The sequence below is a fragment of the Pseudomonas sp. C1C7 genome (genome assembly GCF_013359595.1).
Taxonomy (GTDB): Bacteria; Pseudomonadota; Gammaproteobacteria; order Pseudomonadales; family Pseudomonadaceae; genus Aquipseudomonas.
Genome location: NZ_JABFMP010000009.1, coordinates 146163 through 164457, shown reverse-complemented (window position 1 = coordinate 164457; position 18295 = coordinate 146163). Strand labels below are relative to the sequence as shown.

Sequence of the window (18295 nt, the reverse complement as noted above, 5' to 3'; positions counted from 1 at the left end):
AGGCGGCGTTCCCCCAATAACAAGAATCCCGGGAGCCCGCCATGTCGGTCGATCCGCAACAATTCCTGCGCGAGCTGTTCGCCACAGCCATCGACGCGGCCCATCCGCAGCAAGTCCTCGAAGCCCATCTGCCTGCCGACCGCACCGGTCGAGTGATCGTCATCGGCGCCGGCAAGGCCGCGGCCGCCATGGCCCAGGTGGTCGAGCGCTGCTGGCAGGGTGAAGTGTCCGGTCTGGTGGTGACCCGTTACGGTCACGGCGCGCCCTGCGAAAAAATCGAAGTGGTCGAGGCCGCGCACCCAGTGCCCGACGCCGCAGGCCAGACCGTTGCCAAGCGTGTGTTCGAGCTGGTCAGCGGCCTGAGCGAAAGCGACCGCGTGATCTTCCTGCTGTCCGGTGGCGGTTCGGCATTGCTGGCGCTTCCGGCGGCCGGCATCACCCTGGCCGACAAGCAGTCGATCAACAAAGCCCTGCTCAAATCCGGCGCCACCATCGGCGAGATGAACTGCGTGCGCAAGCACCTCTCGGCGATCAAGGGCGGACGCCTGGGCAAGGCCTGCTGGCCTGCCACTGTTTATACCTACGCGATTTCCGATGTGCCGGGCGACCTCGCCACGGTCATCGCCTCCGGTCCCACCGTGGCCGACCCGAGCACCTCGGCCGAGGCGCTGGCGATCCTCAAGCGCTACAACATCGAAGTGCCGGCCTCCGTACGCACCTGGCTGCAGAGCCCGGAATCGGAAACCGTCAAACCCGGCGATCCGAGCCTGGCCCGCAGTCACTTCCAGTTGATCGCCCGCCCGCAGCAGTCGCTGGAAGCGGCCGCGGTGAAATGCCGCCAGGCCGGGTTCAGCCCACTGATCCTCGGCGATCTGGAAGGCGAATCCCGCGAGGTGGCGAAAGTCCACGCCGGCATCGCCCGTCAGGTGGTGCAGCACGGTCAGCCACTGGCGGCGCCGTGCGTGATCCTTTCCGGTGGCGAAACCACCGTGACCGTGCGCGGCAACGGCCGTGGCGGGCGCAACGCGGAGTTTCTGCTGAGCCTGACCGACAGCCTCAAGGGCCTGCCCGGCGTCTACGCGCTGGCCGGTGACACCGATGGCATCGACGGTTCCGAAGACAACGCCGGCGCCATCATGACCCCGGACAGCTACGCCCGCGCCGCCGCCCTGGGCCTGAGCGCCAGCGACGAGTTGGACAACAACAATGGCTACGGCTACTTCCAGGCGCTGGACGCGCTGATCGTCACCGAGCCGACCCGCACCAACGTCAACGACTTCCGTGCCATCCTGATTCTCGAGAGCACCCAACATGACGCCTGACAAGAAGGTAAAAATCCTCGCCACCCTGGGGCCGGCCATCGACGGCATCGACGATATCCGTGAGCTGGTGCAGGCCGGGGTCAACATCTTTCGCCTGAACTTCAGCCACGGCGATCACGCCGACCACGCCAAGCGCTACCAGTGGATTCGTGAAGTCGAGCGCCAGCTGAACTATCCGCTGGGCATCCTGATGGACCTGCAAGGCCCGAAACTGCGGGTCGGCAAGTTCGCCGAAGGCAAAGTGCAACTGGTGCGCGGCCAGGCCCTGCGCCTGGACCTCGACACCACGCCGGGCGATGAGCGCCGGGTCAACCTGCCGCACCCGGAAATCATCGCCGCCCTGGAGCCGGGCATGGACCTGCTGCTGGACGACGGCAAGCTGCGTCTGCGGGTGGTCAGCAAGTACGACGACGCCATCGACACCACGGTGCTCAACGGCGGTGAACTGTCGGACCGCAAGGGCGTGAATGTGCCGCAAGCGGTGCTCGACTTGAGCCCGCTGACCGCCAAGGACCGCCGCGACCTGAGTTTCGGCCTGGAACTGGGTGTGGACTGGGTGGCGCTGTCGTTCGTGCAGCGTCCGGAAGATATCCGCGAGGCCCGCGCGCTGATCGGCGACCGGGCGTTTCTGATGGCCAAGATCGAGAAACCGTCGGCGGTGACCCAACTGCGGGAAATCGCCGAACTGAGCGACGCGATCATGGTTGCCCGTGGCGATCTGGGCGTGGAAGTGCCGGCCGAAAGCGTGCCGCAGATCCAGAAGAACATCATCGGCACCTGCCGCCAGCTGGGCAAACCGGTGGTGGTGGCCACGCAGATGCTCGAATCGATGCGCTTCTCTCCGGCGCCGACCCGCGCCGAAGTCACTGACGTGGCCAACGCCGTGGCCGAAGGCGCCGACGCGGTGATGCTGTCGGCGGAAACCGCGTCCGGTGAATACCCGCTGGAAGCCGTGCAGATGATGAGCAAGATCATCCGCCAGGTGGAAAACGGCCCGGATTACCAGGCCCAGCTCGACGTCAGCCGTCCAAAAGCCGAAGCCACTGTGTCCGACGCGATCAGCTGCGCGATCCGCCGCATCAGCAACGTGCTGCCAGTGGCGGTGCTGGTCAATTACAGCGAATCGGGCACGTCGAGTTTGCGCGCCGCGCGGGAACGGCCGACGGTGCCGATCCTCAACCTGACGCCGAATCTTTCGACCGCTCGCCGCCTGACCGTGGCGTGGGGTGTGCATTCGGTGGTCAACGATCGCCTGCGCCAGGTAGATGAGGTGTGTTCGACGGCACTGGAAATTGCCCAGGCCCAAGGCATGGCCGAGCGTGGCGACACGCTATTGATCACGGCGGGTGTGCCCTTTGGGCAGCCGGGGTCGACTAACTCTCTGCGTATCGAGACGTTGATCTAGAACGCCCATACCGGCCTCTTCGCCAGCAAGCCCGCTCCCACATTGGTTTTGTGTCGCTCACAGAACCAAGACTGAACGCAGATTCAGTGTGGGAGCGGGCTTGCTCGCGAAGCAGGCGACACGGTTTAACTGACTTTTAGAACTGCCATGCCTGCCAACCATTTCAACACCCACTGCCCTGACTGGGCCGAGGCTTTGCTCAACGGCTTCAGTCAAATATTCCTCCAGCGCCATCCGCTCTGCGGCCTGCTGTGTCTGTCGGCCATCCTGTTCACTGCGCCCGCGCTACTCGGCGGTGCACTGCTCGGAGGTCTCGCCGGCTTGCTCACCGCACAACGGCGCAACTATGCAAAGGCTGATCGCCAGGCTGGATTGTTCAGCTACAACGGCGTGCTGCTCGGCCTGTTGCTGAGCCTGTATTTCCCCTGGTCGGCCATGATGCCGCCGCTGATTCTGGCGGCCGGCGGCCTGAGTGCGATCATCACAGAGCAGTGGCTCAAGCGCGCCCGGGTCAATCAATGCGTACCCGCCTACACCGCGCCGTTCGTGGGCCTGAGCTGGTTGCTGCTGTGCTTTGCCGAGCCTTCGGCTGCCACCGCCCCGATTGAACTGGACACCGCAAACCTGTTTGCCGCGCTGCTCAAAGGATTCGGCCAGGTGATGTTCCTCGACCATCCGCTGGCCGGGGCGATGATTGCCGCCGGTTTGCTGATCGCCGATCGCCGCGCCTTCTGCTGGGCGCTGCTGGCTTCTGCCATCGGCCTGGGTTCCAGCCTGCTGCATCACGAAACCGGCACGGCCCTGCTGGGTCTGGGCGGTTACAACGCCGTATTGGCCGCCCTCGCCTTCAGTGCGCAACGCGAGCATCCGTGGTTGCCGCTGCTCGGCATCGTCCTGGCGCTGCTGCTGACGCCACTGTTCGCCGCCTTGGGTCTCGCCACCCTCACCGCGCCGTTCATCCTCGCCTGCTGGCTGATCCGCGCCGGCATTCAGATGCTCGGCAAAACCGCTATCGATAACGCGCCTTGCGCTCACGGGGACAATCAACCTAGGCTGCGCTGATCTTCGTTTCAGGCGTTATCCATGGACAGCAGCAAAAACTGGCGTGAACAGCTTTACGTCATGATTTTCCAGACCGACACCAAGGCTGGCAGGCGCTTCGACGGCATCTTGCTGTTGATCATCCTCGCCAGCCTTGTGATCGTGATGCTCGACAGCATCGACACCGTTCACCGCAATTACGCCGATGTGCTGGCGTACATCGAGTGGGGCTTCACGGTGATCTTCCTCGGCGAGTACATCCTGCGCCTGTATTGCTCACCCAAGCCCCTGCGTTATGCCTTCAGCTTTTACGGGCTGGTGGATTTGCTGGCCATCGTGCCCGGCATCATTGCCCTCTACTATTCCGATGCCCAGTACCTGCTGATTATCCGGATCATCCGGATGCTGCGGATTTTCCGCGTGCTCAAGCTCAGCCCGTATCTGAAACAAGCCAACTATTTGATGTCGGCCCTACGCGGCAGCAAGCAGAAAATCGTGGTGTTCCTGGTCAGCGTCTGCACCCTGGTGACGGTATTCGGCACCCTGATGTACGTGATCGAAGGCCCGGAACATGGCTTCACCAGCATCCCCAAGGGCATCTATTGGGCGATCGTGACCCTGACCACCGTGGGCTTTGGCGACATCGTGCCGAAGACTCCGCTGGGCCAGGTGATTTCCTCGCTGGTGATGATCACCGGTTACTCGATCATCGCCGTGCCCACCGGGATTTTCACCGCCGAACTGGCCAACGCCCTGCGCGGCGAGCAACTTCAACATGACTGCCCGGTGTGCCGCAAAAACAGCCACGAACACGACGCCGCGTTCTGCTCGCGTTGTGGCAATGCATTGTTCAAGAAATTGGAATAAGCAAAGTTCTTTTTAATCTTTAAGGGACTATAAAAGCCCCGCTATAGTCGCGAGCCTTGATCCTCCAAAATCCCCTTGTGGGAGCTGCCGAAGGCTGCGATCTTTTCGCTTTCAAAGCGCAAGATCAAAAGATCGCAGCCTTCGGCAGCTTCTACCCATAGATAAGGAATTCGCAGTGAAAAAAATCTTTGGCGCCTCACTCCTGGCCGCTGGCCTGGCTCTGTCCAGCATGGCTCAGGCCGCACCGACCCTGCTCAACGTTTCCTACGACGTGATGCGCGATTTCTACAAGGACTACAACACTGCGTTCCAGAAACACTGGCAGGCCGAGCACAACGAGAACATCACCCTGCAGATGTCCTTCGGCGGCTCCAGCAAACAGGCGCGCTCGGTCATCGACGGCCTGCCCGCCGATGTGATCACCATGAACATGGCCACCGACATCAACGCCCTGGCCGACAACGGCAAACTGGTCCCGGACAACTGGGTCACCCGCCTGCCAAACAACAGCGCGCCATTCACTTCGGCCACCGTGTTCATCGTCCGCAAGGGCAACCCGAAAGCCTTGAAAGACTGGCCGGACCTGCTCAAGGACGGCGTGCAAGTGGTCGTGCCAAACCCGAAAACCTCCGGTAACGGCCGCTACACCTACCTGTCCGCCTGGGGCTACGTGCTGAAAAACGGCGGAGACGAGAACAAGGCCAAGGCATTCGTCGGCAAACTGTTCAAGCAGGCACCGGTGCTCGATACCGGTGGCCGCGCCGCTACCACCACGTTCATGACCAACCAGATCGGCGACGTACTGGTGACCTTCGAAAACGAAGCGGAAATGATTGCCCGCGAGTTCGGTCGCGACCAGTTCGAAGTGATCTACCCAAGCGTCTCCGCCGAAGCCGAGCCGCCGGTGTCGGTGGTCGACAAATCGGTCGACAAGAAAGGCACCCGCGCCGCCGCCGAGGAATACCTGAAGTACCTGTGGTCGCCGGAAGGCCAGGAAATCGCCGCCGCCAACTACCTGCGTCCGCGGGACCCAGCGGTGCTGGCCAAGTACACCGACCGCTTCCCGAAAGTTGACTTCCTGTCGGTGGAGAAGACCTTCGGTGACTGGCGCACCGTGCAGAAGACTCACTTCAATGATGGTGGGGTTTTCGATCAGATCTATACGCAGTAAGACCTGAGCGGTAATGGAAAAGGCGACCTCATGAGGTCGCCTTTTTTGTCGGTACCCATTGCCCCTGCGGCAGCTCCTGCATTGGACCGGGTCCACCGTGTCAGGTCAGGTTTCCGCAGAAGATGGCCTGATGCCCATCCGCCGGGCTTTCCTTCACCACCAGCGCATAGCCACCCGCGCGAAGGGTGTCGTAGGCGACCGGTGCGCTCTTCCAGAAATACTGATACGAGGATTGCGAATAGAACCGCGCATTCGGCCCCTCGTTCATGTCATAGACCGGCTTGGCACCCAGGCTCGAGCAGCTGCCCGGATAGATGTAGGCCATCAAACGACCCGGTAACGCACTGCCCATGCTTTCGCCACTGAGCGCAAACCAGAACACCGTTGAGTTTCCTTCGGACATCATGATGGGCCGGGCGATTTTCCCGGCATTGATTGGCGTAGCGTTCAGGGGAACGTTGGTGACCTGGCGATCAGGCACCGTAGAGCATCCGGAGATCGTCCCAACCGCTACCACCAACGCCAGCGAAGATACGATTTTCATCGTGATACTCCCGCTTGTAAGGACGCGTTGAAGTGATCCCCCCGGTTGATTCTAGTCGTCGGGCAGATCCGGGCTTTTCTTCGGATGGTCGGTCGTCTCGCGCGTGTTACATCGGTGGCGTCACACCGTCCTTGCCCGCCGAGATCGATTGCGCGGTGAGCGTACCGTCGGCACTTTGGGTCACGAAGGTGACGAAGCATCGCCTTCATGGACGTGTCCTCTGCAATGAAACCGGAAAGAGAACATAAGCACGCTATCGAACAAGATGTAAGTGAATGTATCATCGGCCCCATAACTTTCGACGCGACGCCCACCGGCAAATCGTCACTCATTCCGCAACGGAATGACTGCTATCACTCCAATCCCTCTTCTGCCGCACCGGTCGGGCCATTAGCCTGCACGCATTCTCTCAAGCCTAGCGAGACACGTTATGAATCCAGCGACCCAGGTGCCCCACGGCACCGTGACAATGACCCGAGCCATGGTGCTGCTGTTCGCCTTCTGCTGCGGTGCGATCGTGGGCAATCTCTATTACGCGCAGCCGATCATCGGCCTGATCGCGCCGGACCTCGGCCTGAGCGACAGCCTGGCCAGTTTCATCGTTTCGCTGACCCAGATCGGCTATGCCCTGGGCCTGTTCTTCCTGGTGCCGCTGGGCGACCTGCTGGAAAACCGCCGCCTGATGATCATCACCAACCTGGTGGCGATCGCCAGCCTGCTGGGTGCGGCGTTCACCGATCAGCCGAATGTGTTCCTGCTGGTTTCGCTGCTGGTGGGCTTCAGCTCGGTGTCGGTGCAGATCCTGATTCCGCTGGCCGCGCATCTGGCGCCGGAAGAGTCCCGTGGCCGGGTGGTCGGCGGGATCATGGGCGGGCTGCTGCTGGGCATTCTGCTGGCGCGGCCGGTGTCCAGCGTGATCGCCGACCACTTCGGCTGGCGTGCGATGTTTATCGTCGCGGCGCTGTTGATGGTGGCAATCAGCATCGTGGTGGCGGTGACCATTCCCAAGCGCCAGCCTGATCACAGTGCGTCCTATGGCCAATTGCTCGGCTCGCTCTGGACCCTGCTGCGCAAGCAACCGGTACTGCGTCAGCGGGCGTTCTACCAGGGCTGCATGTTCGCCACCTTCAGCCTGTTCTGGACCGTCGTGCCGCTGGAGCTGGCGCGCAACCATGGCTTGTCGCAATCGCAGATCGCGATCTTTGCCCTGGTCGGTGCCATTGGTGCCGTCGCCGCCCCCATCGCAGGGCGCCTGGCGGATGCCGGCCACACCCGCATCGCGTCGTTGCTGGCCCTGCTGTTCGCCAGCCTGAGCTTTCTGCCCGCCTTCATTCATCCGGCCTACAGCGTCATTGGTCTCGCGGTGACCGGCGTGGTACTGGATTTCTGCGTGCAGATGAACATGGTCCTCGGCCAGCGCGCGGTCTATGCCCTCGACGCCAAGAGCCGCAGCCGCCTGAATGCGCTGTACATGACCAGCATCTTCATCGGTGGCGCGTTCGGCTCTTCGGTGGCCAGCGCGGTGTATGAGCATGGCGGCTGGTTGTGGATCGTGGTGGTGGGTAGTGCGTTCCCGCTGGTGGCGTTGGTGCGGTTCTTGAGTGTTTCAGAAAAGCGTTCGCTGGCGACCGCTTAAACCGCCAAATGCATCGCGGGCAAGCCCGCTCCCACAGGGTTAGTGATTACCTGTGGGAGCGGGCTTGCCCGCGATGACGGTGTAACTGACACCACTCAGTTGCGAACCAGCTTCTCCATTGCCGCATCCGCCAAGAACGACGAGCGGCTTTTGACATTGTGCTCGCGCACATACCGGTCGATGCGCTGAATCACATACCCCGGCAGCGTCACGTTGACTTTCTCGGTCTTGCCCAGATAGGGCGAGATATCCAGCTCCAGCATCCCCCACCCCATGTCGGCAAACTCCGGATTGCCACGATGATCGGCTGCGGATGTCGGCATCGGAATCACCGTCCCGTCCGCTGCAATCTCCTGCAGCATGATGTGGGCAATCTCGACCGCCGCGTTATAGGCCTCTTCAAAGGTATCCCCGGCGGTGACCGCGCCAGGAATATCGGGGATCTGGATACCGATGGCGGTGGATTCGTCGCCCCATTCGATACAGATTGGATATTGCATTATGGATCTCCTGTGTAACTGGCTGGCGGGCAATACAGCCCGGCTCGCCTCCTGATGCTCTTGACTGTCCCGATCGGCAGATCCTTTTTCGGATGAGGGACGGGAATCGTGTGTGGGCGATAACGGTGAATAAAGATGTGATGACTGCCAGTGATCCGGTCCAGCGTCCAACCTTCTTCCATCAATTCCTTGATCAGTAGCCTGCTTTGCACCATCAGCCTCCTTGCTCCGGCCCGAATAAAAGTAACCCTAGGGTTATATTTACTCAAGCACAAAAAACCGCAACTCGACGCTCGGTTGTTTTACCGCGTGTGATTGAATACTGCCCTGTCCCCACAATGTCATTTGCAAAAGGACCCACGATGGACCGCCTCGCCGCAATGGAAACCTTCGTCTACGTGGTGGAAACCGGCTCCTTTTCCGCCGCCGCCCGGCGCCTGAACATCGGCCAGCCCGCCGTGTCGAAAACCATCGCCCAGCTCGAATCGCGGCTGGCGGTGCGCCTGTTGTTGCGCTCCACCCGTGGCCTCACGCCCACCGAAGCGGGCCTGGCGTTTTTCGAACGGGCCAAGCGGGCCATCGAGGAAGCCGACGAGGCCGATAACGCGGCGCGGGGATCGGCCAGCGGCCTGACCGGCAACCTGCGCATCTGCACCGCCGTGACCTTCGGCCGGCTACACATCGTCCCGCACCTGGGGCCGTTCCTGGAGCAGAACCCGGAACTGAACATCGACCTGATGCTCGACGATCGCAACGTCAACCTGGTGGAGGAAGGCGTCGACATCGCCCTGCGCATGGGAGCGCTCAGCGACTCCGGCCTCACCGCGCGCAAAATCGCCGAATGTCAGCGCGTGGTGCTGGGCACACCGGCCTACTTCGAAAAGCACGGCGAACCCACCTGCCCCGCCGACCTGAACAAACACCCGGCCATCGTCTACAACCTTGGCGGCGGCGCGCACTGGTCCTTCAGCAAAGACGGTGAGGAGCAATCGGTCATCATCAACGGCCGCATCCGTGTCAACGCCGCCGAAGGCCTGCGCGCAGCGGTCCTCTCCCACCAAGGCCTGACCATGGCCTCAGAGTGGATGTTCGCCCCGGAACTGGCCGACGGTTCGGTCAGGGCCGTGATGACCGATTGGACGCTGCCGATCATGGACCTGTGGGCGGTGTTCCCCACGGGCAGGATGGCGAGCGCCAAGGCACGGGCGTTCGTGGAGTATGTGCAGGGGGTGTTGAGGTAGCGTTGAATCAAGATCAAAAGATCGCAGCCTTCGGCAGCTCCTACAAAAACACACACCCATCAAACCCGACACTGACATTCCCCGGCAGCTCCCCACCATGCTCCATCAGCCACGCATCCAGCGTATGCCCCACATGCGTCAGCACGGCCGCCTTCGGTTGCAGCGCTTCGATGCATTGCAGGGCCAGGTTGAGGTCGTTGTGGTTGCGGGGGGCCTGGGGTTGGGGGGGGATTGAGCAGTCGAGGACCAGTAGGTCCAGAGGTTGGCGTTGCAGGTAGGCGGTGGTGGCGGGTGGCAGGCCGACGGTGTCGGTCAGGTAGGCGATGCGGCGTCCTTCGCCTTGCAGCAGGTAACCGAGGGTCGGTTTGGAGTGCAGCAGCGGCAACGGGGTGACGTTCAGGGTGCCGAAGGTGCGGGTTTCGAAGGGCTCGAACGGCTGGCTGAAATCCAGGATGCCCGGGTGTTTGTAGAGGTCGGCCAGACCCTCCGGGTCCGCCGGGCCGTGAACGGGGACGGTCAGGCCCTGGCCCCAGCGCAGGTGCAGCAAACCCTGGGCGTGATCGGCGTGGTAGTGGGTCTGCAAGATGCCATTGAAACTGCGCGGCGCAAAGCGTTCGGTGAGGTCGGGCAAGCCGCTGTCGATCAGCCAGCGCTGCTCGCCGCATTCGATCAATGCGCAGCAGGGTCGTCGTCGCCAGCGTTCATTGATGCGCGCGCGAGCGCAGGCCTGACATTCGCAACCATAGACCGGCACCTGTCGGGCATCGCCGGTGCCCAGCAGCGTCAGGCGCACAGGGGCGGCTCGTCGATGCAGGCCAGCAGGGCGTCGACGGTGCCTTGCAGCGGTCCGGAGTTGTCGAGCCGAAGCACATCCGGATACTCCGCCAGCAAACGCTCGCCAAAACGCTGGTTACGCGCCAGCCGCTGTTCGATCTCGACCTCCGACTCCCGTCCCCGCGCCAGCAGCCGCTGGCGCAACACCGCCTGATCGACGGTCAGCAGCACCACCCGCGCCTGCGGATAGCGCTGACGGGCCTGGGGCAGATACCCGCGCGATCCATTGACCAGCACGTCCTCCCCCACCGCCAGCCAATGGTCAATCTCCCGCGGGATGCCGTAGGCCAGTCCATTGGCCTGCCAGCTCATGGCAAACGCGCCCTGAGCCTGCATCTCGGTGAACTGCTGCATGCTCACCCCCAGCGCCGCCTCGCCCACCGCTTCCGCCGAACGGGTGATGACCCGCCGCACGATGCGGCAACCACGTTCGGCCAGTCGCGCTCGTGCGGCATCCAGCAGGCTGTCCTTGCCCGAACCTGAAGGCCCGATGAGATAGATCAACCTGCCTGACATCAAAACACCCTCTTCGCTTGTCGCCATACTTGCTGGACCACCGGCAAACCGTCCTGACTGCGCGCCTGCACCAGATCGGCACGCAACCCCTGGGCGATCTGCCCGCGATCGTTCAACCCGGCAGCGCTGGCCGGGGCCAGGCTGACCATGCGCATGGCCTGGGCCAGATCGATGCTCTCGCTCTGCGCCGCCAGGGCGAACGCCGCTTGCAGCAGGCTGGCCGGATAGTAATCGCTGGACAGAATATCCAGCAGCCCCTGCGCCGCCAGCTCGGCGGCCGCCACGTTACCCGAGTGCGATCCACCGCGCACGATGTTCGGTGCGCCCATCAACACTTTCATGTTGCGCTCCTTGCAACCGCGCGCCGCTTCGACCGTGGTCGGGAACTCGGCGATGGTCATGCCGTAGCGCGCCGACTCCTCGACGTGGGCCAGGGTCGCGTCGTCGTGGCTGGCCACCGACAGCCCGCGAGCCAGGCAATGCTCGACGATCGCCGCCCGATAGCGGTCGCTGTACTGGCGGGAGTTGGCCATTTGCAGGGTGATGAATTCGTCCATCTGCGTGGTCGTCAGGTGGTACTTGCCCATGTAGTACTCACGGTACTTGGACTCCAGCACAAATTGGCGCTGACCCGGCGAATGGTCCATCACCGACACCAGCTGCACCAGCGGATGCTCCACCAGATCGCGAAACACGCTCAGGGTGTCCGGGTGGCACAGCTCGCAGCGCAGGTGCAGGCGGTGCTCGGCGCGGGTCAGGCCGGCGTCGGAAGCGCTGGAGATCGCTTCGAGCATCGCCGGCAGTTTCTGCATGCGATTGCCCTTGGGGTTCACGTCGCCTATGGATACCGCGTCGAACACCGTGGTGATGCCCGCCGCGATGATCTGCGCGTCGTGGCTGAGCACCGCCGGGCGCGACGGCCAGTCCACGCCGGGACGCGGGGTCATGTGTTTTTCCAGGTTATCGGTGTGCAGCTCAACCAGGCCCGGCAGCAGGAAATCGCCATTGAGGTCCTGGGCCTGGGGCAAGCGGCTCGGGCCTTCGGCAACGTCGGCGACCAGGCCGTCGCGCAGCAGCACGGTGCCGTAGAACACGCGGTCAGCGGTGACCAGTTGGGCATTGCTGAGGATCTGTTCAACGGGCATCGGCATATTCCTTCTGGCTGGCAGCGGCGGCGGTCATGTCGAGTTGGCTCATGTCGAGATGGCGATCGGCAACCGCCTCGCGGGCGACGCGGTCGTGGAAGATGCCGATCAGCGCGGCACCGGCTTGCTTGGCTTCGTTCATCAGTTCCAGCACCACCTGACGGTTGCTGTCGTCGAGCGACGCCGTCGGTTCGTCGAGCAACATCACTGGCCACGCCACCATGAAGCCGCGGGCGATGTTGACCCGCTGCTGCTCGCCACCGGAAAAGGTCCCGGGGGCCAGCTGCCAGAGGCGTTGCGCAATGTTCAGGCGGGTGAGCAGCAGTTCGGCGCGCGACTGCGCCAGCTGTTTCGACCAACCACGGGCCAGCGCCGGCTCCATCACCACGTCCAGGCAGGCGACACGCGGGATCACCCGCAGGAACTGGCTGACATAACCCAGGGTACGCTGGCGCACCTGCAGGATGTCTCGGGGCTCGGCGCCCACCAGCTCCAGCCACTGGCCGTCATGCTGCACGCGAATGCTGCCGCCGGCCGGCAGGTAGTTGCCGTACAGCGTGCGCAGCAAGGTGCTTTTGCCCGCGCCGGATTGGCCGTGCAGTACGAGGCATTCGCCGCCCGCCACACTGAAATCCACTGCGCGCAACACGTTGAGGACCACGCCGTTCTGCTGGTGCAGGGTGAAGGTTTTCGAGAGGTCACGGACCTCGATCAAGGTATTCATCGCTCGGTTTCCACAGTTGGACGGGACTTCACGGCTGCAACACCGAAGACACCAGCAGTTGCGAATAAGGGTGTTGCGGGTCGTCGAGGATCTGGTCGGTCAGACCGGTCTCCACCACCCGCGAGCGACGCATCACCATCAGGCGGTCGGCCAGCAGCCGCGCCACCGCCAGATCGTGGGTGACGATCACCACCGCCAGGTCCAGCTCACGCACCAGCCCGCGCAACAGGTCGAGCAGGCGCGCCTGCACCGACACATCGAGGCCGCCGGTCGGCTCGTCCATGAACACCAGGCGCGGACTCGACACCAGGTTGCGGGCGATTTGCAGGCGCTGCTGCATGCCGCCGGAAAAGGTCCGGGGCAGATCGTCGATGCGCTGCGGGTCGATCTCCACCTGGTTCAACCAGTCCAGGCCCGCCCCGCGCAGCTGTTGATAGTTGCGAACACCCTGGGCCATCAGTCGCTCGCCGATGTTGGCGCCGGCCGACACGCCCATGCGCAGACCGTCCCGCGGGTTCTGTTCGACAAACCCCCATTCGGTGCGCAGCAAGGTGCGGCGTTCGGCTTCGCTGGCGCTGTACAGGTCCAGCCACCGGTCTTTGCTGTCGCGATAACCGATGCGTCCGCGCTGTGGCGGCAAGCGGCCGCTGAGCAGCGACAGCAGAGTCGACTTGCCCGAGCCGGATTCGCCGACGATCCCCAGCACTTCGCCGGGATACAGGTCGAAGCTGACGTCCTGGCAGCCCTTTTCCGGGCCGTACAGCAGCGACAGGTCACTCACTTGCAACAAGGGCTCGGTGGACACGGACAGATCTTTTTTCAGCGCCTGGTTCATTGGCCCTGCTCCTGCTGGCTGACGCGCTGGGCGCAGTAATAGGTATCGGAACAGACGAAGCGCTGGGTGCCCGCGTCGTCGATGATCAGCTCGTCGAGGAACGAGTCATGGCTGCCGCAGATCGCGCAGTTCTCTTCCCACTTCTGCGCTTCGAAGGGGTGATCCTCGAAGTCGAGACTGGTGACGCGGGTGTACGGCGGTACCGCGTACAGGCGCTTCTCGCGGCCGGCGCCGAACAGCATCAGCGCCGGGCTCATGTCGAGTTTCGGGTTGTCGAATTTCGGAATGGGCGACGGGTCCATCACGTAGCGCTCGTCGACCATCACCGGATACGCATAAGCGGTAGCGATATGCCCGAAGGTGGCGATGTCCTCGTAGAGCTTGACGTGCATCACCCCGTAATCGTTGAGCGCGTGCATGGTCCGGGTCTCGGTTTCCGAGGGCTCGATAAAGCGCAGCGGCTCTGGAATCGGCACCTGATAGACCATGATCTGATCGGCGTGCAACGGGGTTTCCGGGATGCGGTGACGGGTCTGGATCACGGTCGCTTCCGGCGTCGCTTCAGTGGTGGCGACACCGGCGGTGCGGGCGAAGAAGCGGCGGATCGACACGGCGTTGGTGGTGTCGTCCGCACCCTGGTCGATCACCTTGAGCACGTCATCGTCACCGAGAATCGCCGCGGTCAGCTGCATGCCACCGGTGCCCCAACCGTAGGGCAGCGGCATCTCGCGGCCACCGAACGGCACCTGGTAACCGGGGATCGCCACCGCCTTGAGCAAGGCGCGGCGGATCATGCGTTTGGTCTGTTCATCGAGGTAGGCGAAGTTGTACGCGGCATCGCGGGCCGGCACCTGGCTCAAGTCATTCATTGGCGGTTCCCTCGGCAGGCTTGCGCAGTTTGCGGATCAGTTCCAGCTCAGCCTGGAAGTCCACGTAGTGAGGTAATTTGAGGTGCGAGACGAAACCCGACGCCTCGACGTTGTCGCAGTGCATCAGCACGAATTCTTCCTGCTGCGCCGGCGAAACGATCTCTTCGTTGTATTCCTTGGCCCGCAGTGCGCGGTCGACCAGGGCCATGCCCATGGCCTTGCGCTCGGCATGTCCGAAGGCCAGGCCGTAACCGCGGGTGAACTGCGCAAGTTCCGTGGCGGAACCGACGAACTGGTTGACCATCTCGCACTCGGTCACTTCGATGCTGCCCAGGCAGATCGGGAAGCCCAGCTCTTCGGGATCGATCCAGACCTCGACGTCGCCGATGCGGATTTCCCCGGCGAACGGGTGATTGCGGCCGTAACCGCGCTGGGTCGAGTAACCCAGCGCCAGCAGGAAACCTTCATCGCCACGGGCCAGGGCCTGCAGACGTTCGGCGCGGCTGGCCGGCAGCTCGAGCGGGTCGCGGGTGATGTCGGCCACGGTGTCGCCGTTGTCCGATTCGGTCTTGATCAGGCCTTCCTGCGCCAGCAGGCCGAGCACTCGCGGGCAGTCTTCGACGCGGGCGTTCTCGGTGGCTTGCGGCCCCGGGTATTCACCTTCGGCCAGCAGCGCGAAGTCGAGCAGGCGATGGGTGTAGTCAAAGGTCGGGCCCAGCAATTGCCCGCCGGGCAGGTCCTTGAACGTGGCGGAGATACGGCGGCTGAGCTGCATCTTCGCGGTGTCGATCGGCAGGCTCGGGCTCAAGCGCGGCAACGTGGTGCGATAGGCGCGCAGCAGGAAGATCGCCTCCACCAGGTCACCCGCCGCTTGCTTGATCGCCAGCGCCGCGAGTTCTTCGTCGAACAGCGTGCCTTCGCTCATCACACGTGCCACCGCCAGCGGCAGTTGCTGACGGATCTGCTCGACGCTCAGTTCGCTGACCGTGGTATCGCCCCGGCGTTTTTTCGCCAGCAGACGGTGGGCATTGTCGATGGCCTGTTCGCCACCCTTGACGGCTACGTACATCAGGCACGCTCCTGTGTGATGCGAGTGCTGCGTGGCAGGCCGATCAGGTCATGGCCGGCGGTGAAAAACAGGTCCAGTCCGCGGGGGAATTCATTGCGTCGTTCCCGCTCGTCCCAGAAGCCCTCGGCCACCGGCAGCGCGACCCGATGTTGGGTTTCGATCCCCGGTCCCTTCCAGGCCAGCATCGCCCCGTCCTCGAGGTTCGGCAGCTGGACCAACAAAGTGCAGGACTGATCCGGGTAGCGATCGTTGCCGTGATCGAAGCCGCCGAGGTCCAGCAGATCGTCGGCGCCGAGCAGGGCAAAGCGCGCCGCTTCGCGGTCGGTGGTCAGCGGGCAACCGCAGTGGAACGACAGGTTGGCGCGGATCAGCGGGGTGTCGAAGGACGGCGCCAGCCACAGCGGCGTGTCCACATCCAGCAGCGCCAGACACAGCGCGTAAGTCGCCGGCGCCAGGCCGTCGAGGCTCGGTGTGGCGTACAGGGTCTGGATCACACCGGGACCGGCCAGCGCTTTGAGCGCGGCGCGAAAGCCGCGCTGAGAGTCCACCACCGGATCGGCGAAGGCTGGTTGCAACAGCTGTGCGCTCATCAGTTTTCTCCTCGCACGAGGGTGAAGAATTCGACTTTGGTGGCGGCGGTGTCCGCCTCTTTCTGCGCCTGGTGTTCGGCCTGGGCGTTGGCCAGCGGGGTGATGACCTGATCGAGCCAATGGCGCTGCTGCGAGCCTTGCAGATGCGCATCGGCCAGGGCGGCCAGCTCGGCGTGGAGCTTGTCGCGACCGGCCAGGTAGCTGTAACCGGTACGGCCGTCGGCCAGGCGCACCACGCAGCGGGTCATGCTCATTTCGCCAACGTTGAACGGCGCACCGTTGCCGCCCATGCGGCCACGGACCAGGGTCATGCCGATTTCCGGGGCACGGATCAGCTGGTATTCGACGTCGCGCAAGGCGGCTTCGTGGGGCAGCAATTCACTGCGGCGGGCGCGGGCCAGCACGCCGATCCAGTGCTGGCGTTCGGCTTGAGGAACAGGGTTTTGCATCGGGTTCTCCATCAGGTGACGACCTGGTACTGGAAGCGATCGGAACGGCTGGTGGACTGGGCCAGCTCCACCGCGCGGCCATCGCGATCGCGGGAAAGGGTGAACACACTCAGGGCCGGCAGATGCCGGGGCATCATCAGCAGCGCGGCTTCTTCGCGGTTGGGCAAACGGGCGCCGATCAGGCTTTGAGTGCGGGTCAGCGGCAGGTCGCGTTCGCTCAGGTACTGGCGCAGGGAACCGCCGGTGTAGTCCGCCAGCAGGGCCGCGTGGCTGGCGCAGTAGCGATGACGGATCAGGCTGACCGGCTGGCCGTCGAGCTTGCGCAGGGTCTGCAGTTCGATCATCGGCGCCATCTCGGCGATGCCCAGGTGTTCGGCTTCTTCGCGGCTGGCAAAGCAGTAGCGGCGCTTGAGCAGGACCGCCTCGACCCCCAGGCCCTGGGCCGACAACGACTGGCTGTAGGCACTGTCGGCGGCCATCGGGTAGATCAGCGGGCGTTCCAGCACTTGCGTGCCCTTGCCCTGGCGCCGCAACAGGCTGCCTTCGAACACCAGCTCATCGATGGCGCGGCGCAGGGTGTGGCGGTTGACGCCGAAGCGTTCGGCCAGTTGCACTTCGGCCGGCAGGAAATCCCCGGCGCTGTAGCTGGCCAGCTCGCGACGCAGGATGTCGGCGAGTTCGCGGTACACCGGCTCATCTTGTCTAGACAACTGCATGCTTTAAAAAAAGCGCCCGTGGGCACCCCTCCGGGAAGTCAGATGTACTGCTTGCGCAGGCGTTGCGAGAAGATGTCGATCAGGCTGACCACCACGATGATCACCATCAGCACGGCGCAGGTCTGAACGAACTGGAAGGCGCGGATGTTTTCCCAGAGGATCACCCCGATACCGCCGGCACCGACCATCCCCACCACCGTCGCCGAGCGCACGTTGGCCTCGAAGCGGTACAGCGCGTAGGACACCCACAGCGGCATCACTTGCGGGATCACGCCGTAGATCACTTCCTGCAAGGCACTGGCGCCAGTAGCGCGAACCCCTTCGACCGGGCCTGGATCAATCGCTTCCACGGCTTCGGCGAACAGCTTGGCCAGCACACCGGTGGTGCTGATCCACAGCGCCAGGACACCGGCGAAAGGCCCCAGGCCCACGGCCACCACGAACAACATGGCGAAGACCATTTCGTTGATCGAACGGAAGGCATCCATCACCCGGCGCAGCGGCTGGTGAATCCACCAGGGGGTGATGTTTTCCGAGCAGAGAATGCCCAGCGGCACCGAGCAGACAATCGCCAGCACCGTGCCCCAGAGGGCGATTTGTACGGTGATGAGCATTTCCTTGAGGTAGGCGCGCCATTCATGGAAATCAGGCGGGAAAAAGTCCGCGGCGAACGTCGCCATGTTTCCCGAGTCGCGGTACAGCGCCATCGGATTCATCTCGGCGCCGTGCCAGGCCCAGGCCAGCAGGACCAGGAACAGGCCCCAACCGGCGTATTGCGGCCAGGTGCGCTTGCCGACAGCTTCAGCGTGCAGAGTGGTCAT

General features: G+C 63.5%; 21 protein-coding genes. 7 read left to right on the top strand and 14 right to left on the bottom strand.

The window, feature by feature from the left end; all coding sequences use genetic code 11:
* The first annotated feature begins 41 nt into the window (after positions 1 to 41).
* From HNO86_RS10355 to HNO86_RS10335, 5 genes are all read left to right on the top strand, one after another.
* Positions 42 to 1322, top strand: coding sequence for a glycerate kinase (locus HNO86_RS10355; protein WP_175376899.1), 1281 nt, complete (start codon positions 42 to 44; stop codon positions 1320 to 1322).
* Entirely contained in the window at positions 1312 to 2727 is a 1416-nt protein-coding gene (gene pyk / locus HNO86_RS10350) for a pyruvate kinase (RefSeq protein ID WP_175376898.1), read from the top strand. The genes HNO86_RS10355 and pyk overlap by 11 nt, the downstream gene beginning before the upstream one ends.
* A 147-nt stretch (positions 2728 to 2874) precedes the next feature.
* Positions 2875 to 3789, top strand: coding sequence for an urea transporter (locus HNO86_RS10345; RefSeq protein WP_175376897.1), 915 nt, complete (start codon positions 2875 to 2877; stop codon positions 3787 to 3789).
* A 21-nt stretch (positions 3790 to 3810) separates the two neighbouring features.
* A complete protein-coding gene (locus HNO86_RS10340; protein WP_175376896.1) occupies positions 3811 to 4635 on the top strand; it encodes an ion transporter in 825 nt (274 codons plus the stop codon).
* Positions 4636 to 4810: 175 nt separating this feature from the next.
* Entirely contained in the window at positions 4811 to 5806 is a 996-nt protein-coding gene (locus tag HNO86_RS10335; RefSeq protein WP_175376895.1) for a sulfate ABC transporter substrate-binding protein, read from the top strand.
* Between the two features lie 100 nt (positions 5807 to 5906).
* On the opposite strand, the gene HNO86_RS10330 is transcribed toward HNO86_RS10335, so the two are convergent.
* On the bottom strand, positions 5907 to 6350 hold the full coding sequence (locus tag HNO86_RS10330) for a hypothetical protein (RefSeq protein ID WP_175376894.1): 444 nt from the start codon (positions 6348 to 6350) through the stop codon (positions 5907 to 5909).
* A gap of 430 nt (positions 6351 to 6780) precedes the next feature.
* On the opposite strand from HNO86_RS10330, the gene HNO86_RS10325 reads away from it, so the two are divergent.
* Positions 6781 to 7986, top strand: a complete 1206-nt coding sequence (locus HNO86_RS10325; RefSeq protein WP_175376893.1) for an MFS transporter — start codon at positions 6781 to 6783, stop codon at positions 7984 to 7986.
* 95 nt (positions 7987 to 8081) lie between these two features.
* Here HNO86_RS10325 and HNO86_RS10320 read toward each other — a convergent pair whose 3' ends face one another.
* Positions 8082 to 8486, bottom strand: a complete 405-nt coding sequence (locus HNO86_RS10320; RefSeq protein WP_175376892.1) for a type II toxin-antitoxin system HicB family antitoxin — start codon at positions 8484 to 8486, stop codon at positions 8082 to 8084.
* A complete protein-coding gene (locus tag HNO86_RS10315; protein WP_175376915.1) occupies positions 8486 to 8698 on the bottom strand; it encodes a type II toxin-antitoxin system HicA family toxin in 213 nt (70 codons plus the stop codon). Before HNO86_RS10315 ends, HNO86_RS10320 begins: the two co-directional genes overlap by 1 nt.
* Before the next feature lie 150 nt (positions 8699 to 8848).
* On the opposite strand from HNO86_RS10315, the gene HNO86_RS10310 reads away from it, so the two are divergent.
* Positions 8849 to 9727, top strand: a complete 879-nt coding sequence (locus HNO86_RS10310) for a LysR family transcriptional regulator (protein ID WP_175376891.1) — start codon at positions 8849 to 8851, stop codon at positions 9725 to 9727.
* Between the two features lie 40 nt (positions 9728 to 9767).
* Here the strand turns inward: HNO86_RS10310 and phnP are convergent, their stop codons facing one another.
* From phnP to phnE, 11 genes are read right to left on the bottom strand one after another with little or no spacing between them, the layout of a single operon-like run.
* On the bottom strand, positions 9768 to 10520 hold the full coding sequence (gene phnP / locus HNO86_RS10305) for a phosphonate metabolism protein PhnP (protein ID WP_175376890.1): 753 nt from the start codon (positions 10518 to 10520) through the stop codon (positions 9768 to 9770).
* The gene (gene phnN / locus HNO86_RS10300; protein WP_175376889.1) at positions 10511 to 11077 is read right to left on the bottom strand and encodes a phosphonate metabolism protein/1,5-bisphosphokinase (PRPP-forming) PhnN; all 567 of its coding nucleotides are present in this window, start codon (positions 11075 to 11077) and stop codon (positions 10511 to 10513) included. The genes phnP and phnN overlap by 10 nt, the downstream gene beginning before the upstream one ends.
* On the bottom strand, positions 11077 to 12222 hold the full coding sequence (locus HNO86_RS10295; RefSeq protein WP_175376888.1) for an alpha-D-ribose 1-methylphosphonate 5-triphosphate diphosphatase: 1146 nt from the start codon (positions 12220 to 12222) through the stop codon (positions 11077 to 11079). Before HNO86_RS10295 ends, phnN begins: the two co-directional genes overlap by 1 nt.
* Entirely contained in the window at positions 12212 to 12946 is a 735-nt protein-coding gene (gene phnL, locus HNO86_RS10290) for a phosphonate C-P lyase system protein PhnL (RefSeq protein ID WP_175376887.1), read from the bottom strand. The genes HNO86_RS10295 and phnL overlap by 11 nt, the downstream gene beginning before the upstream one ends.
* A 28-nt stretch (positions 12947 to 12974) precedes the next feature.
* Positions 12975 to 13781 (bottom strand): phosphonate C-P lyase system protein PhnK, encoded by an 807-nt coding sequence (phnK, locus tag HNO86_RS10285; protein ID WP_175376886.1) that lies wholly within the window; start codon positions 13779 to 13781, stop codon positions 12975 to 12977.
* Positions 13778 to 14650, bottom strand: coding sequence for an alpha-D-ribose 1-methylphosphonate 5-phosphate C-P-lyase PhnJ (locus HNO86_RS10280; protein WP_175376885.1), 873 nt, complete (start codon positions 14648 to 14650; stop codon positions 13778 to 13780). The genes phnK and HNO86_RS10280 overlap by 4 nt, the downstream gene beginning before the upstream one ends.
* On the bottom strand, positions 14643 to 15719 hold the full coding sequence (locus tag HNO86_RS10275; protein WP_175376884.1) for a carbon-phosphorus lyase complex subunit PhnI: 1077 nt from the start codon (positions 15717 to 15719) through the stop codon (positions 14643 to 14645). The genes HNO86_RS10280 and HNO86_RS10275 overlap by 8 nt, the downstream gene beginning before the upstream one ends.
* The gene (gene phnH / locus HNO86_RS10270) at positions 15719 to 16309 is read right to left on the bottom strand and encodes a phosphonate C-P lyase system protein PhnH (RefSeq protein ID WP_175376883.1); all 591 of its coding nucleotides are present in this window, start codon (positions 16307 to 16309) and stop codon (positions 15719 to 15721) included. The genes HNO86_RS10275 and phnH overlap by 1 nt, the downstream gene beginning before the upstream one ends.
* Positions 16309 to 16758 (bottom strand): phosphonate C-P lyase system protein PhnG, encoded by a 450-nt coding sequence (phnG, locus tag HNO86_RS10265; protein WP_256672593.1) that lies wholly within the window; start codon positions 16756 to 16758, stop codon positions 16309 to 16311. Before phnG ends, phnH begins: the two co-directional genes overlap by 1 nt.
* A gap of 11 nt (positions 16759 to 16769) precedes the next feature.
* Positions 16770 to 17474: a phosphonate metabolism transcriptional regulator PhnF gene (gene phnF, locus HNO86_RS10260; RefSeq protein WP_175376881.1), complete on the bottom strand. Its 705-nt coding sequence runs from the start codon at positions 17472 to 17474 to the stop codon at positions 16770 to 16772.
* A gap of 38 nt (positions 17475 to 17512) precedes the next feature.
* Positions 17513 to 18295, bottom strand: coding sequence for a phosphonate ABC transporter, permease protein PhnE (phnE, locus tag HNO86_RS10255; protein WP_175376880.1), 783 nt, complete (start codon positions 18293 to 18295; stop codon positions 17513 to 17515).

Excerpts from the sequence above, each read along its gene's own strand:
- HNO86_RS10355 (WP_175376899.1), top strand. The coding sequence starts at position 42 with ATGTCGGTCGATCCGCAACAATTCCTGCGCGAGCTGTTCGCCACAGCC.
- pyk (WP_175376898.1), top strand. The coding sequence starts at position 1,312 with ATGACGCCTGACAAGAAGGTAAAAATCCTCGCCACCCTGGGGCCGGCC.
- HNO86_RS10345 (WP_175376897.1), top strand. The coding sequence starts at position 2,875 with ATGCCTGCCAACCATTTCAACACCCACTGCCCTGACTGGGCCGAGGCT.
- HNO86_RS10340 (WP_175376896.1), top strand. The coding sequence starts at position 3,811 with ATGGACAGCAGCAAAAACTGGCGTGAACAGCTTTACGTCATGATTTTC.
- HNO86_RS10330 (WP_175376894.1), bottom strand. The coding sequence starts at position 6,350 with ATGAAAATCGTATCTTCGCTGGCGTTGGTGGTAGCGGTTGGGACGATC.
- HNO86_RS10325 (WP_175376893.1), top strand. The coding sequence starts at position 6,781 with ATGAATCCAGCGACCCAGGTGCCCCACGGCACCGTGACAATGACCCGA.
- HNO86_RS10320 (WP_175376892.1), bottom strand. The coding sequence starts at position 8,486 with ATGCAATATCCAATCTGTATCGAATGGGGCGACGAATCCACCGCCATC.
- HNO86_RS10310 (WP_175376891.1), top strand. The coding sequence starts at position 8,849 with ATGGACCGCCTCGCCGCAATGGAAACCTTCGTCTACGTGGTGGAAACC.
- phnN (WP_175376889.1), bottom strand. The coding sequence starts at position 11,077 with ATGTCAGGCAGGTTGATCTATCTCATCGGGCCTTCAGGTTCGGGCAAG.
- HNO86_RS10295 (WP_175376888.1), bottom strand. The coding sequence starts at position 12,222 with ATGCCCGTTGAACAGATCCTCAGCAATGCCCAACTGGTCACCGCTGAC.
- phnL (WP_175376887.1), bottom strand. The coding sequence starts at position 12,946 with ATGAATACCTTGATCGAGGTCCGTGACCTCTCGAAAACCTTCACCCTG.
- phnK (WP_175376886.1), bottom strand. The coding sequence starts at position 13,781 with ATGAACCAGGCGCTGAAAAAAGATCTGTCCGTGTCCACCGAGCCCTTG.
- HNO86_RS10280 (WP_175376885.1), bottom strand. The coding sequence starts at position 14,650 with ATGAATGACTTGAGCCAGGTGCCGGCCCGCGATGCCGCGTACAACTTC.
- HNO86_RS10275 (WP_175376884.1), bottom strand. The coding sequence starts at position 15,719 with ATGTACGTAGCCGTCAAGGGTGGCGAACAGGCCATCGACAATGCCCAC.
- phnH (WP_175376883.1), bottom strand. The coding sequence starts at position 16,309 with ATGAGCGCACAGCTGTTGCAACCAGCCTTCGCCGATCCGGTGGTGGAC.
- phnG (WP_256672593.1), bottom strand. The coding sequence starts at position 16,758 with ATGCAAAACCCTGTTCCTCAAGCCGAACGCCAGCACTGGATCGGCGTG.
- phnF (WP_175376881.1), bottom strand. The coding sequence starts at position 17,474 with ATGCAGTTGTCTAGACAAGATGAGCCGGTGTACCGCGAACTCGCCGAC.
- phnE (WP_175376880.1), bottom strand. The coding sequence starts at position 18,295 with ATGACCACTCTGCACGCTGAAGCTGTCGGCAAGCGCACCTGGCCGCAA.